The organism is Epibacterium sp. ABV4_022 (assembly GCF_056159345.1).
Genome location: NZ_JBSWVA010000001.1, coordinates 1068456 through 1085090 on the forward strand (window position 1 = coordinate 1068456; position 16635 = coordinate 1085090).

The 16635-nt window shown below is 62.4% G+C and carries 15 protein-coding genes; 12 read left to right on the top strand and 3 right to left on the bottom strand.

Annotated elements, in window-relative coordinates:
• The first annotated feature begins 24 nt into the window (after window positions 1-24).
• Entirely contained in the window at window positions 25-609 is a 585-nt protein-coding gene (locus tag ACXAF5_RS05140) for a TetR/AcrR family transcriptional regulator (RefSeq protein ID WP_474945775.1), read from the top strand.
• Between the two features lie 96 nt (window positions 610-705).
• Here the strand turns inward: ACXAF5_RS05140 and topA are convergent, their stop codons facing one another.
• The 3 genes from topA to tldD form a co-directional block, all read right to left on the bottom strand.
• A complete protein-coding gene (topA, locus tag ACXAF5_RS05145) occupies window positions 706-3375 on the bottom strand; it encodes a type I DNA topoisomerase (RefSeq protein ID WP_474945776.1) in 2670 nt (889 codons plus the stop codon).
• Window positions 3376-3515: 140 nt separating this feature from the next.
• The gene (gene dprA, locus ACXAF5_RS05150; RefSeq protein ID WP_474945777.1) at window positions 3516-4664 is read right to left on the bottom strand and encodes a DNA-processing protein DprA; all 1149 of its coding nucleotides are present in this window, start codon (window positions 4662-4664) and stop codon (window positions 3516-3518) included.
• Between the two features lie 354 nt (window positions 4665-5018).
• Window positions 5019-6440: a metalloprotease TldD gene (gene tldD, locus ACXAF5_RS05155; protein WP_474945778.1), complete on the bottom strand. Its 1422-nt coding sequence runs from the start codon at window positions 6438-6440 to the stop codon at window positions 5019-5021.
• A gap of 180 nt (window positions 6441-6620) precedes the next feature.
• On the opposite strand from tldD, the gene coxB reads away from it, so the two are divergent.
• From coxB to ACXAF5_RS05210, 11 genes are all read left to right on the top strand, one after another.
• Entirely contained in the window at window positions 6621-7541 is a 921-nt protein-coding gene (gene coxB, locus ACXAF5_RS05160; protein WP_239324790.1) for a cytochrome c oxidase subunit II, read from the top strand.
• Between the two features lie 116 nt (window positions 7542-7657).
• A complete protein-coding gene (cyoE, locus tag ACXAF5_RS05165) occupies window positions 7658-8599 on the top strand; it encodes a heme o synthase (protein ID WP_239324789.1) in 942 nt (313 codons plus the stop codon).
• A 1-nt stretch (window position 8600) separates the two neighbouring features.
• On the top strand, window positions 8601-8768 hold the full coding sequence (locus ACXAF5_RS05170; RefSeq protein ID WP_239324788.1) for a cytochrome C oxidase assembly protein: 168 nt from the start codon (window positions 8601-8603) through the stop codon (window positions 8766-8768).
• A complete protein-coding gene (locus ACXAF5_RS05175; RefSeq protein WP_474945779.1) occupies window positions 8768-9355 on the top strand; it encodes a cytochrome c oxidase assembly protein in 588 nt (195 codons plus the stop codon). Before ACXAF5_RS05170 ends, ACXAF5_RS05175 begins: the two co-directional genes overlap by 1 nt.
• Window positions 9356-9380: 25 nt before the next feature.
• Window positions 9381-10196 (top strand): cytochrome c oxidase subunit 3, encoded by an 816-nt coding sequence (locus tag ACXAF5_RS05180; protein WP_474945780.1) that lies wholly within the window; start codon window positions 9381-9383, stop codon window positions 10194-10196.
• A 139-nt stretch (window positions 10197-10335) separates the two neighbouring features.
• Window positions 10336-10998, top strand: a complete 663-nt coding sequence (locus ACXAF5_RS05185) for an SURF1 family protein (protein ID WP_474945781.1) — start codon at window positions 10336-10338, stop codon at window positions 10996-10998.
• 14 nt (window positions 10999-11012) lie between these two features.
• The gene (gene thrC / locus ACXAF5_RS05190) at window positions 11013-12404 is read left to right on the top strand and encodes a threonine synthase (RefSeq protein ID WP_474945782.1); all 1392 of its coding nucleotides are present in this window, start codon (window positions 11013-11015) and stop codon (window positions 12402-12404) included.
• Window positions 12401-13663 (top strand): M16 family metallopeptidase, encoded by a 1263-nt coding sequence (locus ACXAF5_RS05195; RefSeq protein ID WP_474945783.1) that lies wholly within the window; start codon window positions 12401-12403, stop codon window positions 13661-13663. Before thrC ends, ACXAF5_RS05195 begins: the two co-directional genes overlap by 4 nt.
• Window positions 13663-14253, top strand: coding sequence for a GNAT family N-acetyltransferase (locus tag ACXAF5_RS05200; protein WP_239324778.1), 591 nt, complete (start codon window positions 13663-13665; stop codon window positions 14251-14253). Before ACXAF5_RS05195 ends, ACXAF5_RS05200 begins: the two co-directional genes overlap by 1 nt.
• A 75-nt stretch (window positions 14254-14328) precedes the next feature.
• Window positions 14329-15153: an MBL fold metallo-hydrolase gene (locus ACXAF5_RS05205; RefSeq protein WP_474945784.1), complete on the top strand. Its 825-nt coding sequence runs from the start codon at window positions 14329-14331 to the stop codon at window positions 15151-15153.
• Window positions 15154-15202: 49 nt separating this feature from the next.
• Entirely contained in the window at window positions 15203-16618 is a 1416-nt protein-coding gene (locus ACXAF5_RS05210) for an FAD-binding oxidoreductase (protein ID WP_474945785.1), read from the top strand.
• Window positions 16619-16635 lie beyond the last annotated feature (17 nt).

Genomic DNA, 16635 nt, shown 5'->3' on the forward strand with positions numbered 1-16635 from the left:
TTGATAAACAAACAGGCTGCATGTATGCAAGAAAAAAGTAAATCCACCCCGAATGCGGAACGCCGCGCGCAAATGCGGGCGCGATTGATGGCGGCGGCGCGCGCGCTTTTTGTGGAAAAAGGCTATGCCGAGGCCAGCACACCAGAAATCGTGCGCGCGGCCGGGGCAACGCGCGGCGCGCTCTATCACCACTTTGAAGACAAGCAGGCCCTGTTCCGGGCGGTGGTGGAAGCCGAGGCAGAGGCCGTCAGTACCGCCATCGACACCGCCGGGGGGCAGGCGGATGAAACGCAGGCATTGGCTGCGGGGAGCCGCGCGTTCTTTGCCGCGATGCAAGGCGAGGGGCGTGCACAGCTTTTGCTGATCGATGGTCCGGCGGTGCTGGGGGCGAGGGAAATGGACAGGATTGATGCCGGCGGTGGCAGGGCGGCCTTGCGGGCGGGGCTTGCCGCGGCACAACCCTCCCTGTCCGAGCCGGAGCTGGAGGCCCGCGCGCTGGTTCTCTCTGCAGCATTTGACCGCGCCGCTCTTGCGATTGCACAGGGGCAGGGGCACGCGGATATCTTTGAGGACGCGATGTCTGCGCTCTTGCGCAATGCACTGATGTAAAACGCCAAACGCCGCGCGTCAGCGCGGCGCCGGGCCCAACGGGAGGGCCTGCATACCCATGCAGGTGCGACGGGCGGGAGCGTCCCCGCCTCGCTGTTACTCGCCGGAGGCCTTGGCCGCTTTCTTTTTCGCGGGCGCTTTCTTCTTCGCAGCGGTCGTCTTGGTCGCCGCTTTTTTCGCCGGGGCTTTCTTCTTGCCGGATTTGGCAGCCTTCTCGTTCAAAAGCTCGACCGCCATGTCCATGGTCACATCCTTGGCCTCGGTGTCCTTGGGCAACGTGGCGTTCACCTTGCCCCATTTGACATAGGGCCCGTAGCGCCCATCCATGATGTTCACCGGCGCCTTGTCATCCGGGTGCTCGCCCAGCTCGCGCAGCGGTTTGGCCGCGGCAGATCGGCCCCGACCGGGATTGGCGCGTTTTTCCGCCAGCAGTTCCACCGCGCGGTTCATGCCGATTTCAAAGACGTCGAGCGTTTCCTTGAGGTTCACATAGACGGGTTTTTCCTCGTCAGGGCGCTGATGCATGATGTAGGGGCCAAAACGACCGAGGTTCGAGGACACGGCGCCCCCGTCCGGATGTGCGCCGATTTCACGCGGCAGCGTCAGCAGGGTCACCGCCTGCTCCAGCGTGATATCGTTAGGCCCCCAGCCCGGCAGGTAGTCCTTACCCTGTTTCGGCAGCGAAGAGCGTGGCGGTTTCTTGTTTTCAGGCGTCGCCTCGCCGCGCTGCACATAGGGGCCGAAGCGACCGGATTTCAGGTGGATCTCATCGCCGTCGTCCTCGCCCAGAACGCGCTCGTAACCTTCGGCGCCTTCACCAGAGATCGGGCGGGTGTAGTTGCACTCGGGGTAGTTGCCACAGCCGACAAAGCCGCCGGTGCGCGAGGTTTTCAGGTGCAGCTGCCCGGCGCCACATTTCGGGCAGAGGCGCGGGTCGCCGCCATCTTCGCGCGGCGGATAAAGCTGGGGGGCAAGTGCTTCGTCCAGCACATCGAGCACCTCGGAAATCCGCAGATCCGAGGTCTCGGAAATCGCGGCCGAGAAGTCGCGCCAGAAACTGTCCAGAAGTTCCTTGTAGTCCTTGCCGCCCGCACTCACGTCATCAAGCTGGTTTTCCAACGCGGCGGTGAAATCATATTCCACGTAGCGTTTGAAGAAGTTCAGCAAAAAGATGGTCACGATCCGCCCCTTGTCCTCGGGGAACAGACGGTTCTTGTCCTTGCGGACATATTCGCGGTCCTGGATCGTGGTGATGACGCTGGCATAGGTCGAGGGGCGACCGATGCCCAATTCTTCCATACGTTTGACCAGCGTGGCCTCAGTATAGCGCGGCGGGGGCTGGGTGTGGTGCTGCAGCGCCAGCGTTGCGCCATCCTGCGACAGCACAGAGCCGTCCTTGCCGGCTTTTTCAGCCTGCGCTGCAAGAGAGCCTGCGAATTTCAGCGCCTCGCCCTGCATGATCTGGGGTAGGCGCTTGTCATCCTCGTCCACCACATCGTCGCGGCCTTCTTCATAGACGCGCATGAAGCCATCAAACATGACGACCTGACCGGTGGCGCGCAGCACCACCTGCTTGTCGTCAGAGCCGATGTCCACTGTGGTGCGCTCCAGACGGGCACCCGCCATCTGGCAGGCCAGCGTGCGCTTCCAGATCAGATCATAAAGCTTGCGCTGATCGTCCTCGGTCACCTTGAGGCTTGCCGCGTCGCGGCTCATGTCGGTGGGGCGGATACATTCGTGTGCCTCTTGAGCGTTCTTGGCCTTGTTCTTGTAGATGCGCGGCTCGCCCGGCACGTATTCGGCGCCATAGCGTTTGGCGATTTCGTCGCGGGCGGCACTGACGGCCTCGGGGGCCATGTCGATCCCATCGGTCCGCATATAGGTGATCAGCCCGGCCTCATAGAGACGCTGCGCTGCATTCATGCATTGCTTTGCGCCCATGCCGAACTTGCGGCTCGCTTCCTGTTGCAGGGTCGAGGTCATGAACGGCGCAGAGGGGTTGCGCGCCGCCGGTTTGGCCTCGACCGACAGCACCGACAGCTTGCGGCTGCTGACCGCCTGTACCGCCAGCTCAGCTGCGGTAGAATTGCCAAGGCTGAATTTGTCGAGCTTCTCGCCGCCGAGCACCGTCAGGCGCGCCTCGAACGATTGGCCGCGCGGGGTGGCCAGATTTGCACGCACCGACCAGTATTCCTGCGGGTTGAACGCCTCGATCTCCATCTCGCGTTCCACGATGAGGCGGAGACAAACCGATTGCACCCGCCCGGCAGAGCGCGCGCCGGGCAGTTTGCGCCACAGCACGGGCGACAGGTTGAAACCCACAAGGTAGTCGAGCGCACGCCGGGCCAGATAGGCCTCCACCAGCGGCATATCGACATCGCGGGGGTTTTTCATCGCTTCGGCGACCGCATCCTTGGTGATGGCGTTGAAGGTCACGCGTTTGACGTCGGTGTCCTTCTTGATCGACCGACGCTTGGTCAGCGCCTCTTGCAGGTGCCAGCTGATTGCTTCGCCTTCGCGATCAGGGTCAGTCGCGAGGATCAGCGCGTTGTCTTCCTTGAGGGCCTCGGCAATGGCGCGCACATGTTTCTTGGAGTCGTTGCCGACCTCCCAGGTCATGGCAAAATCATCATCCGGTTCGACCGATCCGTTCTTGGCCGGCAGGTCGCGCACATGGCCGTAGGATGCCAGAACGGTGTAGTCGGAGCCCAGATATTTATTGATCGTTTTGGCTTTGGCCGGGGATTCGACGACGACGACTGGCATAAAATTGGGCACCTTTCCATACGGGTTCAATCGCGCTCTATGGCGGGGCAAAATGTGTCGCGCAAGGGGAGAATGTCAATCCACGCGAAGAAAACAGCCCGCAAAACACTGGTCGGCGCGGGTGTTTCGAGGGCAGGAATTCAGCGTTTTTTGATGATCACCCCACCCGGTCCGCGACCGATTTCGCCAGAGAGTTCAAGGTCGGTGAGAACAGTGCGCACCTTGCGTGCCGGGCTGTCGAGATCGTCGATCAGCTGGCCCTCGGGGGTGGGCGCGGCGGCAAGCCGGTCGAGGATCTGCTGGTGGAGTGCAGCGGTTTGCCGCATGGTCCGCTTTTCGGGGGGCGGTGGCGGCAGGTCCCGCGCCGCGACGCGGGGGCGGGGGCGCTCCACCTGCAACGGGGGCAGCGCATCGATCACGTCGCGGGCGTCGCGGACCAGCGTTGCGCCATCCCGGATCAGCAGGTTGCCGCCGCTTGCGCGGCCATCGCAGGGGTGGCCGGGCACAGCCATCACATCGCGCCCCAGATCCAGCGCATCCCGTGCTGTAATGAGGCTGCCGGATTTCACGGCGGCCTCGACCACAACCGTGGCAAGGCCGAGGCCTGCGATGATGCGGTTGCGAGGCGGAAAGTGGCGGGCCTGTGGTTGCAATCCCATCGGCTGCTCAGACAGACGCAGGCCGTTTTCTGCGATTGCCGCCGCGAGACGCGCATTTTCTGCCGGGTATATAATGTCCACGCCGCCGCCCTGAACAGCGATGGTCCCGGCGCTGAGCGCGCCCTCATGGGCGCTGGCGTCGATCCCGCGGGCAAGGCCGGAGATCACCACATATCCCGCATCCCCCAGGTCCCGCGCCAGGCCGTAGGTCATGCGCCGCCCCAGGGAGGAGGCGTTGCGCGCCCCCACGATGGATATTGCCGGTCGCGCGAGCAGGTCCGGATTGCCGATCATCCAGAGGGCCGGCGGCGGATGGGGGATATTGGCCAGAACGGCGGGGTAATTCGCATCACCAAAGCACAAAAGCCGCGCATTGGCGGCTTTTGCTGAGGTGAACTCGGCGTCCAGTGCATCTTTTGAGTATGTTTTATACCCTTTGACGCCTGTGGTCGCTGCCACTTCAGGCAGCATTTCAAGCACGTTCTGTGCTGAACCATACTCGGCCAGAAGCCGGTAGAAGGTCACTGTCCCGATTCCACGGGAGCGCAACAGACGAAGCCAGGAATACCTTTGATCTTCCGTGGTGGGTGGGAGTGGGGGGTGAGTGGAAGAATTTGCTTCTCCGGTCATGCCCTCGCCTCGCCTTGTTGCAAGACTAGGTTTACGGCTGCGGAGGTTAACAGGTGGTGAACATCGAGACAGTTTATCGAGATTTTTCGGTACTTTTCGCTATGTCATTGAAAACAAAGGGGTGTGAATCCACCGTGAGCATAGCGCCCCTGCTTCGGGTCTGAGGATTGGGCAAGATTTGTGGTAAACGCGGGTCGATATTGCGGCTGTTTGGCGCGCAAAAAGCCTGGACTGTTAAACAAAGGTGAGAGCCTTGGGTTCCCTTGCGTCACTCCGACGGCTGAGAGGGGCGGCTGAGAGGGCAGGCGACTCGCGCATCTGGCACGAGCCACCATTCGCAGGAGGGGCCCGCGATCAGGTTGCCGAACCGCCGACGGTCAATCCGCCCATCAAGACGCTGGGCTGGCCAACGCCCACCGGCACCCATTGGCCCTGTTTGCCGCAATTGCCCATGCCCGGATCCAGCGCCATGTCGTTGCCGAGGCCGCGGATCTTCTGCAGGGCGGTGGCACCATCGCCGATCAGGGTCGCGCCCTTTACCGGCGCGCCGATCTTGCCATCCTTCACCCGATAGGCCTCGGTGCAGGAAAAGACAAACTTGCCGTTGGTGATGTCCACCTGACCGCCGCCAAAGCCCACCGCCCAGATGCCGTCCTTCATGTCCTTGACCAGATCCTCGGGCGCGGCGTTGCCGCCCAGCATATAGGTGTTGGTCATGCGCGGCATCGGCGCATGGGCATAGCTTTGCCGCCGCCCGTTGCCGGTGGGCTCCACGCCCATCAGGCGCGCATTCTGGCGGTCCTGCATGTAGCCCACAAGGATACCATCCTCGATCAGCGTCGTCTTCTGGCTGGGTGTGCCCTCGTCATCCACACTGATGGAGCCGCGCCGGTCGGGAATCGTGCCGTCATCCAGCACGGTCACACCCGGGGCGGCGATGCGCTGGCCCATCAGCCCGGCAAAGGCGGACGATCCCTTGCGATTAAAATCACCCTCAAGCCCATGACCGATCGCCTCATGCAGCAGGATGCCCGGCCAGCCGGGGCCGAGGACCACGTCCATTTCACCTGCGGGAGCGGGTTCGGCCTCCAGGTTGACCAATGCAATACGCAGCGCCTCGCGCGCTTTGGCCTGCCAGTCTTGCGGTGCGATCAGCCCATCGAGGCCGACGCGCCCGCCACCACCGGCGGTGCCGCTTTCGCGCCGGCCGCCATCCTCGACGATGATCGAGACATTCACCCGTGTCATCGGACGCACGTCCCGCACCCGGGTGCCATCGGCCCGCATAATCTCGATTTCCTGCAAGGAGGCAGCCAGCGTCGCCGACACCTGCACCACGCGCGGGTCCAACTCGCGGGCAAAACTGTCGATCTCGCGCAGCGTCTCCACCTTGACCGGAAAGGCCTGCGCCGCGATCGGGTCGAGATCGTGATAGAGCTTCTGATTGGTGGCTTGCGGGGCAGGGGCCATCGTCCCGCCGCCATCGCCGACCGCCAGCCGTGCGGTTTCTGCCGCCCGTTTCAGGGCCGAGACCGACATGGTGGTGGAATGGGCGTATCCGGCAACCTCTCCGCGCACCGCGCGCAGGCCAAATCCCTCTGCGGCGTCATAGCTGGCGGTCCGCAGTCGACCGTCATCAAACACCAAAGCCTCGGATTTGGTGCGCTCTGCAAAGATCTCGCCATCGTCGGCACCGGCAAGCGCCGCGCGCAGAACCGGCAGGGCCTCATCCTCGGGAAGGGTGGTCTCAAAGGGGCGAAACGCTGTTGTATCCATCAAATGGGCCTCGATTTTTTTGATCTAAGTCAAGAAAGCGACGCTATGACGCGAGCAACCCTCTTTATAACCTCTCAAGAATATGATTTTTAACGGCACCAAAGACAACGGGCGCAGTACGATTTTCCAATCGATTCCGCGAACCCGCCCCATGCAACGATCAAGCGATCAGGAAACGACATGAAGAATGCTTTGACGCTTTCGGGCTTTATCGCCGCTCTCTCGAGCCTTCCAGCAATGGCGCAAGAAGGTCTGGAAACCATTGGTAAGCCGACCGACGGCAACCTTGGCTTCCAGCCGGCGGCCTCCGAACTGGCGGAAGGCATTCACCAGCTGGACCACATGATTCTCATCATCATCACCGCGATCTGCGTGTTCGTGGGCGGTCTGCTGCTCTATGCAATCCTGCGGTTCAACCGTCGCTCCAACCCCGAAGCGGCAAGTTTTACCCACAACACCCCTGTCGAGATCGCATGGACGGTGATTCCGATCGTGATCCTGATCGTCATCGGTTCCTTCTCCCTGCCGGAGCTGCTGCGTCAGCAGGAGATCCCAGAGGGCGACGTGACCATCAAGGTCACCGGCTACCAGTGGTACTGGGGCTATGAGTATGTGGACCATGAGTTTGCATTCGACAGCTACCTGATCGGCCACCCGGCCACCCTGGACGAAAGCGCGCGTCCCGCCGATGCGGATGTGACCCCCTTCGTCTATGACGAGGCGATGAAGCTGAAGCTCGAAGATGCAGGCTATGCAGGTGATGAATTCCTGCTGGCCACCAATACTGCCGTGGTTGTTCCCGTGAACAAGACCATCGTGATGCAGGTGACCGCGGCCGACGTGATCCACTCCTGGGCGCTGCCGGCCTTTGGCGTGAAGCAGGATGGTGTTCCGGGACGTCTGGCGGAACTGTGGTTCAAGCCCACCCAGGAAGGCATCTACTTCGGTCAGTGCTCCGAACTCTGCGGCAAGGACCACGCCTACATGCCGATCACCGTCAAAGTGGTCAGCGAGGAAGCCTATGAGGAATGGCTGCAAGGCGCGATCGACGAATACGCCGATGCCGGCACGCCGCGCGCCTATCAGGTCGCATCGAACTAAGACCGCCTGACACCTGCCCCTCGCACGAGAAACAGGGGGGCAGGGTTGTCGACTTCGTCACAAATTGGCTGGCCACGCCCCGGGCGTGACCGCCGTGTCCAAAGAAGAGCCCGAGCATGAGCGACGCCAGCATTAACGCAAGCATGACCCGCGAAGATGACGCCTCCTTTGGCGACTACTTTGCGCTGCTGAAGCCGCGCGTGATGTCGTTGGTGGTGTTTACCGCCTTTGTGGGTCTGATTGCCGCGCCCATCGGCGTGCACCCGGTTGTCGGCTTCTGTGCCATCCTGTTCATCGCCATCGGCGGTGGCGCGTCCGGTGCGCTCAACATGTGGTGGGACGCCGACATCGACCAGGTGATGAAACGCACCAAGTCGCGCCCCATTCCCGCGGGCAAGGTCGACAAGGGCGAGGCCCTCAGCCTCGGTCTTGGATTGTCAGGCCTTTCGGTCATCATGCTGGCACTGGCCACCAATGTGTTTGCGGGGGCCTTCCTGGCCTTCACCATCTTCTTCTACGTGGTGATCTACACCATGTGGCTGAAACGGGCGACGCCGCAGAACATCGTCATCGGTGGTGCGGCCGGGGCCTTTCCGCCGGTGATCGGCTGGATTGCCGCGACCGGCTCCATGGCGATCGAGCCCTGGCTGATGTTCGCGCTGACCTTCCTGTGGACGCCGCCGCATTTCTGGGCGCTGGCGCTGTTCATGCGCAATGACTACGACATGGCGGATGTGCCGATGCTGACCGTGACCCACGGGCGCCGGTCCACCCGCAACCATATCCTCGTCTACACGGTGATTCTGGCGCTCTTTGCGCTGGCCACCGCCTTTACCGGCGTGGGCGGGCCGATCTATCTGGCGGTTGCATTGGTGCTGAACCTGCTGTTCCTCAAGGGCGCGGTCCGGATCTGGCGCCGCGACGAAGAGTCCTGCGAAGCGGACAACTTCCAGGTCGAACGCTCTTTCTTCAAGCTGTCGCTGCTCTATCTGTTCCTGCACTTCGGCGCGATCCTGATGGAGGCGCTCCTGAAACCCTACGGACTGGGAGGCTGGTAATATGAGCCTGCGCAAGGAACACGAACTCCACAATCGCCGCAAGGGGCGCAACCTCGGTGTGGGCCTGCTGCTGGCCGGTTTTGTCGTGCTGGTGCTGGCACTGACCATGGTCAAGGTGACCTCGGCAGGCTTCACATTCCCGGAAATCGACACCGGAGCGCAGAACTGATGGCAATGAGCGGACCGCAGAAAACGGTGATCCAGCTGGTTGGCGTGGTTTTCGTCATGGGCGGCCTCGCCTGGGCGTCGGTGCCGTTCTACGACTGGTTCTGCCGGGTGACCGGCTTTGGCGGCGTGACCCAGGTGGCGGACGCCGGGTCCGATCAGGTGCTGGAAGACACCATCAAGGTTCGCTTTGACGCCTCCAAGGACCGCGGCATGCCGTGGGAGTTCAAGCCCGTCGAGCGCATCATGGAGCTGAAGATCGGCGAGACCGGTCTTGCTTTCTATGAGGCATACAACCCGACAGACCGTCCGGTCGCGGGGCAGGCCTCCTATAATGTCGCGCCGTATTCGGCGGGCTACTACTTTGAAAAAATTCAGTGTTTCTGCTTTAACGAGCAGGTGCTGCAACCAGGGGAGCGGGTTATGATGCCCGTGACCTTCTTCGTGGACCCCGAGATCGTCGAGGACCCGGAGGCAAAATATGTGCATACGATCACCTTGTCGTATACATTTCACGAGATCGATCTGCCCGAGGGCTATGCCGCCCTCGACACCGGAGGTACATCCGGGGCAGAGACGGAACTGAACTAAGGCCGCTTTGGTGAGGGACACTTAAATGGCGCATGCAAAAAATCACGACTTCCACATCCTGCCGCCGTCGATCTGGCCGCTGCTGAGCTCTGTGGGCGCGTTCATCATGCTCTTCGGGGCGGTTTTGTGGATGAAAGACATCACGGCCTGGCTGTTCTGGGCCGGACTTGTCGCGGTCTGCTATTCCGCATTCTGCTGGTGGGGGGAAACCATCGCCGAAAACAAGGCAGGCGATCACACACCGGTGGTTCTGATCGGCCTGCGCTACGGCTTCATCCTGTTTGTGATGTCCGAAGTGATGTTCTTCTTCGCCTGGTTCTGGTCGTTCTTCAAACACGCCATGTACCCGATGGAACAGTATGTCGGCACCGAATACGTCGCGCCGGAGATCTACCCCGTCGACGCGTTCCACCTGCCGCTCATCAACACGCTGGTGCTGCTGCTGTCCGGTTGTGCCGTCACATGGGCGCACCACGCGCTGGTGCATGAGAATGACCGCAAGGGCCTGGTGAACGGTCTTGCCATCGGTATTGCGCTTGGCGTGTTCTTCACCTTCCTGCAGGGCTACGAGTATGCGCATCTGCTGCACGAAGGCTGGGAGTTCGGCGGCGACGAGTTCTATTCGAACTTCTTCATGGCCACCGGTTTCCACGGTTTCCACGTGATCCTCGGCACCATCTTCCTGACGGTTTGCCTGATCCGCGCGATCAAGGGGGATTTCACCCCGAAATCCCACGCCGGTTTTGAAATGGCCGCTTGGTACTGGCACTTTGTTGACGTCGTCTGGCTGTTCCTCTTCGTGGCCGTCTACATCTGGGGCACCGCCGGTCTGGCGCACTGATCACAATGTAGCGGGTACATGATTGCGGTTTTCCTTTCGGCAATCAGCACGTATCTAACGGGGCGCGCGGGGATCACCTCGCGCGCCTCTTGCATATCTCAGGGGTGAAAATGGCAATCGGGTCAGGAGGGGTCGTTTGATGCGGCGCGTGATCTTTCTCGCAGTGGTCGGGGGCTTGGGCCTCGTGGCGCTTGTGTCGCTGGGCATCTGGCAGATGCAGCGACTGACGTGGAAAGAGAACATCCTCTCTACCATTGAGACGCGCATTGCCGCCGCGCCGGTGCCCTTGCCGGATGCCCCCACGATCGAGGCGGACCGGTATCGCGCTGTGACGCTCTCCGGCGAGATCGAGTCCGAAGAGCTGCACGTCTTCTGGGTCACCGAAGCGCAGGGGGCGGGCTACCGTGTGATTTCCCCCTTTGTGACCGATGCGGGCCGCCGTATTCTTGTGGATCGCGGCTACATCCGGGCCAGCGACAAGGATGGCGCGCGCCCCACTGGGGCAGCAGAGCTTACCGGGAATCTGCTCTGGCCGGATGAGGGCGACTGGTCCACCCCGCCGCCGGAAGAGGATACCAATATCCTCTATGCCCGCGACATTGCCTATATGTCCGACCGTCTGAACACCGAACCGCTGTTGGTCGTGGTGCGTGCGGGGGCCGAAAATCCCACACCGCTGCCGGTCTCCACCGAAGGCATCCCGAACAACCACCTGCAATATGTCATCACATGGTTCTCGCTCGCCCTGATCTGGGCGGCCATGACCGCCGCCTTTCTCTTGCGTACGCGCGCCAAAACCTGACAGGAACTGACGCCATGAAATATATCTCCACCCGCGGCCAAGCGCCTGAACTCACCTTCGAAGAAGCGATGCTGACGGGGCTTGCCCGCGACGGCGGACTTTATGTCCCGGCAGAGATCCCGACGCTCTCGGCTGAGGAAATTGCGGGTTTTGCAGGGCTTCCTTATGAGGAAGTCGCCTATCGCGTGATGTGGCCCTATGTGTCCGGCTCTTTCACCGAAGACGAGTTTAAGGGCATCATCGCCCGTGCCTATGCAGGGTTTGAGCATGCCGCCCGCGCGCCGCTGAAACAGATGGCCCCGAACCATTTCTTGCTGGAGCTGTTCCACGGCCCGACGCTGGCGTTCAAGGATTTCGCCATGCAGCTCATTGGTCAGCTGTTTCAGGTCGCGCTCAAACGCCGGGGCGACAGCGTGACCATCGTCGGCGCGACCTCTGGCGATACGGGGTCGGCGGCGATCGAGGCCTTTCGGGGTCTGGATGCGGTCAACGTCTTTATCATGTACCCGCATGGCCGGGTGTCGGAAGTGCAGCGCCGCCAGATGACCACGCCGGATGACGCGAATGTCCACGCACTCGCCGTGGATGGCGATTTCGACGATTGTCAGGCTGCGGTCAAAGACATGTTCAACGATTTCGATTTCCGCGATTCGGTGCATCTGGCGGGCGTGAACTCGATCAACTTTGCCCGCGTGCTGGCGCAGGTGGTCTATTACTTCACCGCTGCCGTGGCCTTGGGCGCGCCGCATCGCAAGGTGTCCTTCACCGTGCCCACCGGCAACTTCGGTGACATTTTTGCAGGCTTCATTGCGCGTCAAATGGGCCTGCCGATCGAGCAGCTCGTGGTGGCCACCAATCAGAACGACATCCTGCATCGCTGTCTCTCGGGCGAGGGGTACTTCAAAGGTGAAACCATCCCGTCGATTTCGCCCTCGATGGATATTCAGGTGTCTTCGAACTTTGAGCGCGCCTTGTTTTATGCCTACGATCAGGATGGCGCGGCCGTGGCGCAGCTGATGGATGAGCTTAAAACCGGTGGTGGCTTCAACGTGAGCCAGGGCGCAATGCAGGCGCTGAGCGAGATCTACACCTCGGGCCGCGCCTCCGAGGAGGAAACCTCCGCGACCATCAAATCGGAACTGGCCGCGTCGGGCGAGCTGTTGTGCCCCCATGGCGCGGTGGGGGTGAAGGTCGCCAATGAGCACCTTCAGGACGGTATGCCCATGGTCACGCTCGCCACCGCGCATCCGGCGAAGTTCCCGGCAGCGGTCGAAGATGCCTCCGGCGTGCATCCGCCTCTTCCCCCTCGCATGGCAGATCTGTATGAAAGGTCGGAACGGGTGACCCGGATCGCCAATGATCTTGGCACCATCGAAGATCACATCAGAAAGCACATCGCCAATTGACCGTTAAACAAGACACCCTGCCAAACGGGTTTCGTATCGTCACTGAGTATATGCCGGGGCTGCAATCCGCAGCCCTTGGTATCTGGGTTTCGGCAGGGGGCCGCCACGAGCGGCTCGAACAGAATGGGGTGGCCCATTTCCTTGAACACATGGCGTTCAAGGGCACGAAGCGGCGCACCGCACTGCAGATTGCCGAAGCCATCGAGGACGTGGGCGGCTATATCAACGCCTATACCAGTCGCGAGGTCACGGCCTATTACGCGCGCGTGCTGAAGGACGATGTGGACCTCGCGCTCGACGTGATTGGGGACATCGTTCTGAACTCGGTATTCGACGAGCGCGAGATCGAGGTTGAGCGCGGCGTCATCCTGCAAGAGATCGGTCAGGCGCTGGACACGCCGGACGACATTATCTTCGACTGGCTACAGGAAGAAAGCTACCGCGATCAGGCCATTGGCCGCTCGATCCTCGGCCCCGCCGAACGGGTGCGCAGCTTTACCAAGGAAGACCTGCGCCGTTTTGTGGCCGAACACTACGGCCCCGGCCAGATGATCCTGTCGGCAGCCGGTGCGGTTGATCACGACCGGCTGGTCAAGGCCGCGACAGAGATGTTTGGCGATCTGGAGCCCAAACAGCAGGACGTGGTGGAGACGGCCAGCTTTGTCGGCGGCGAGGCCCGGCGCGACAAGGCGCTGGAGCAAGCTCATGTGGCGCTGGCCTTTGAAAGCCCCAGCTACCGCGCCGATGACATCTACACCGCGCAGATCTATGCAGCGGCCCTTGGTGGCGGCATGTCCTCGCGGCTGTTTCAGGAAGTGCGCGAAAAGCGGGGCCTGTGCTACACGATTTTCTCTCAGGCGGGCGCCTATGAGGACACGGGCATGATGACCATTTATGCCGGCACGGCGGGCGAACAGGTCGCCGATCTGGTGGGCATCACCGTCGACGAGCTGAAACGCGCCGCCGACGATATGTCGGATGCCGAGGTCGAGCGCGCACGTGCGCAAATGAAGGCGGGCATGCTGATGGGGCTGGAAAGCCCGTCGAACCGCGCCGAACGTCTGGCCCGTCTTGTGCAGATCTGGGACCGCGTGCCCAGCCTTGAGGCCACGGTCGAGAAGATCGACGCGGTGACCACCACGGACGTGCGCGCCATGGCGGCGCGGATCTCCCGTGATGCCCCTGCGGCCCTTGCTCTTTATGGTCCGGTCGCTGATGCGCCGAGCCTTGAGGAGATCGCCCGGAGGCGCGCTGCCTGATGCTTCTGGCCCGCCGGACGGTGAAACTGGAGACGGAGCGTCTGACGCTCCGCCCGCCGGTGCACGCGGATTTCCGGTACTGGGCCTTTCTGCGTCAGCAGAGCAAAGATCACCTGGTTCCGTGGGAACCGGCTTGGTCGCCCGATCACCTCAGCCGCAAGTCCTTTACCAACCGGGTCTACTGGGCCAAGCGGTCCATTGCACAAGGGTCGGCCCTGCCGCTGTTCCTGATCCGGCGCGAGGATGACCATCTGGTCGGGGCCATCACGCTGGATAATATCCGGCGCGGTCCGGCCATGGCAGGCACCATCGGCTATTGGACCGGCACGCAGTTTTCCCGCCGGGGCTACATGCGCGAGGCCATCGGCGCGGTGGTCCACCATGCCTTTACCCGCCTGGACCTGAGCCGGATCGAGGCCGCCTGCCTGCCGGAGAACGCCGCCTCTCGCGGGCTCTTGGAGCGTTCCGGTTTCAAATACGAAGGTGTGGCGCAGTCCTATCTGCAGATCAACGGGCGCTGGCGCACCCATGTGCTCTATGCCGCGCTGCGCAATGATCGCCGGGGCAAGACCATGGTGGGGCAGGCCTGAGGGCTTTTAGACCCGCACAGCACGTTTTTTGCGTGACCCAGAGCGCAATCGACCTAAACCAGAAGAATGCGAGTGATGTTTTGGTGTGTGCTCACGGCTGGCCTGGCCGTCTTGGCTGGTGCGGTCTCCGCTCAGGAGCGTCGTGCCAGCCATTGTATTGCGCTGGCGGAAGCCGCGCCCGGGATAGACTATCTGCATAAGGCCAGTTGGCAGGATCCGCTGCCCGATAGCGCCTCCGTGCGGATCCATTACATCGACCATGCGTCTTTTCTGATCCAGACCGCCGGTGGGCTGAATGTCGTCACCGATTACACGGGGTTTCTCGGGACCGCGCCGCTGATCCCCGATGTGGTCACCATGAACCACGCCCATGGCACCCATTGGACCGAATTTCCGGACCCTGCGATCCCGCATGTGCTGAGGGGCTGGGGTGCCTTTGGCGAGGGCATCGACCACCATCTGGACCTGGACGAGATGCTGATCCGCAATGTCTCTACCGACATTCGGTCCGGCAGTGGGGTGGAGCCCAATGGCAATTCCATCTTTGTGTTCGAGGTTGCGGGCCTGTGCATCGGCCATCTTGGACATCTGCATCACGTGCCCACACCGGCGCAGTTTGCGGCCCTCGGGCGGCTTGATGTGGTGATGGCGGCGGTCGATGGCGGCACCACCCTGCCATTGCCAGATATGCTCGAAGTGCTGGGGCGGCTGCGGTCCTCGGTGGTGATTCCGATGCATTGGTTTGGCGAGGTCACGCTGGAACGCTTTCTCAGCCGCATCGGAGAAAGCTATGCGATCAAACGGGTGAAGGGCCCGGAGCTTGTGGTCTCTCTGCGCAGCCTGCCGGACCGGCCCACGGTCTATGTTCTGCGGCCCGCGTTTCTGGCCGCCGCGCCGTGATCCCTCCAAGGGACTTGCCTTTGCTGTGCGGATTTCGGATGCAGTGGCTATGACATTGAACCCTGCCGATCCCGACTTTCTTGATGCCCTGTCTGCCCGTCTGCCTGCGGATACGCTCCGCCGACCGGAGGCGCGCTACCTTGAGGAACCGCGTGGTCGCTACACGGGGCACGCGACAGCGGTGGCCTTGCCACGCACCACGCAGGAGGTGGCAGAGATCATCCGGGCCGCGCATGACGCGCATGTCGGGGTGGTGCCCTATGGCGGCGGCACCGGATTGGTTGGCGGGCAGGTGATGCCCGAGGGGCCCGTGCCGCTGCTGTTGTCGCTTGAACGGATGCGGAGCATTCGCGCGGTTTACCCGCAGGAAAACGTGCTCATCGCCGAGGCGGGCGCGGTGCTGGCGGAGGTGCAGGCGGCGGCCTCCGACGCGGGGCGGCTGTTCCCTCTGTCGCTTGCGGCCGAAGGGACGGCCCAGATCGGTGGCAACCTTGCGACCAATGCGGGCGGCGTCAACGTGTTGCGCTACGGCAATGCGCGCGATCTTTGCCTGGGGCTGGAGGCGGTCCTGCCCACGGGCGAGATCTGGCATGGCCTGTCACGGCTGAGGAAAGACAACACCGGCTATGATCTGCGCAATCTGCTGATCGGAGCGGAGGGCACGCTGGGTGTGATTACCGCTGCGGCGCTGAAGCTCTCGCCCATTCCCGCCAATGCCGGCACGGCGATTTTCACCGTGCCCGACCCCTCTGCGGCGGTGGCGCTGCTGGCGCTGGCGCGGGATGCCGTGGGCGAGGCGGTTAGCGCCTTTGAGCTGATCCATCGTCAGGGGCTGGATTTTCTGGCCGAGACACTGCCGGATCTGCGCCAGCCTTTCGATCCCCGCCCGGACTGGTGCGTGCTGATCGAGCTTGGCCTCGGCAAGGGGCAGAACGCCGAGGACGCGCTGGCCGATCTCTTTGGTCTCGCGATGGAGGCGGGCCTTGCCACGGATGGCGTTATCGCGCAGTCAGAAGCGCAGCGTCAGGCGCTTTGGGCCCTGCGTGAGCATATCCCCGAGGCCAACCGGCTGATCGGTTCGGTGTCGAGCCATGACATCTCCGTGCCGATCTCGCGTATCCCGGATTTCATCCCCGCCGGCTGGACGGCCATTGCAGAGCTGGATGCCTCGCTCCGGATCAACTGTTTTGGTCATCTGGGGGATGGCAACCTGCATTACAACGTCTTTCCGGGGGCAGGGAGGCCGCGTGCGGAATACGAGCCCCTGCGCGCAGAGGTCAAACGCATCATCCATGATCTTGTGCATGACTATGGCGGCTCCATGAGCGCGGAACACGGGATCGGGCGCCTCAAGGTCGCGGATTTGGAACGGTATGGCGACCCGGTAAAGCTGGCCGCCATGCGCGCCATCAAAACGGCGCTGGACCCGCATGGCATCATGAATCCCGGCGCGGTGGTTGCCTAGCGCAACACGGCGGCGCG

What these genes read in the sequence shown, in the direction of transcription:
- cyoE (WP_239324789.1), top strand. Translation starts at nt 7,658, where the DNA reads ATGAGCGACGCCAGCATTAACGCAAGCATGACCCGCGAAGATGACGCC.
- coxB (WP_239324790.1), top strand. Translation starts at nt 6,621, where the DNA reads ATGAAGAATGCTTTGACGCTTTCGGGCTTTATCGCCGCTCTCTCGAGC.
- ACXAF5_RS05210 (WP_474945785.1), top strand. Translation starts at nt 15,203, where the DNA reads ATGACATTGAACCCTGCCGATCCCGACTTTCTTGATGCCCTGTCTGCC.
- tldD (WP_474945778.1), bottom strand. Translation starts at nt 6,440, where the DNA reads ATGGATACAACAGCGTTTCGCCCCTTTGAGACCACCCTTCCCGAGGAT.
- ACXAF5_RS05180 (WP_474945780.1), top strand. Translation starts at nt 9,381, where the DNA reads ATGGCGCATGCAAAAAATCACGACTTCCACATCCTGCCGCCGTCGATC.
- ACXAF5_RS05140 (WP_474945775.1), top strand. Translation starts at nt 25, where the DNA reads ATGCAAGAAAAAAGTAAATCCACCCCGAATGCGGAACGCCGCGCGCAA.
- topA (WP_474945776.1), bottom strand. Translation starts at nt 3,375, where the DNA reads ATGCCAGTCGTCGTCGTCGAATCCCCGGCCAAAGCCAAAACGATCAAT.
- ACXAF5_RS05205 (WP_474945784.1), top strand. Translation starts at nt 14,329, where the DNA reads ATGTTTTGGTGTGTGCTCACGGCTGGCCTGGCCGTCTTGGCTGGTGCG.
- ACXAF5_RS05170 (WP_239324788.1), top strand. Translation starts at nt 8,601, where the DNA reads ATGAGCCTGCGCAAGGAACACGAACTCCACAATCGCCGCAAGGGGCGC.
- thrC (WP_474945782.1), top strand. Translation starts at nt 11,013, where the DNA reads ATGAAATATATCTCCACCCGCGGCCAAGCGCCTGAACTCACCTTCGAA.
- dprA (WP_474945777.1), bottom strand. Translation starts at nt 4,664, where the DNA reads ATGACCGGAGAAGCAAATTCTTCCACTCACCCCCCACTCCCACCCACC.
- ACXAF5_RS05185 (WP_474945781.1), top strand. Translation starts at nt 10,336, where the DNA reads ATGCGGCGCGTGATCTTTCTCGCAGTGGTCGGGGGCTTGGGCCTCGTG.
- ACXAF5_RS05175 (WP_474945779.1), top strand. Translation starts at nt 8,768, where the DNA reads ATGGCAATGAGCGGACCGCAGAAAACGGTGATCCAGCTGGTTGGCGTG.
- ACXAF5_RS05200 (WP_239324778.1), top strand. Translation starts at nt 13,663, where the DNA reads ATGCTTCTGGCCCGCCGGACGGTGAAACTGGAGACGGAGCGTCTGACG.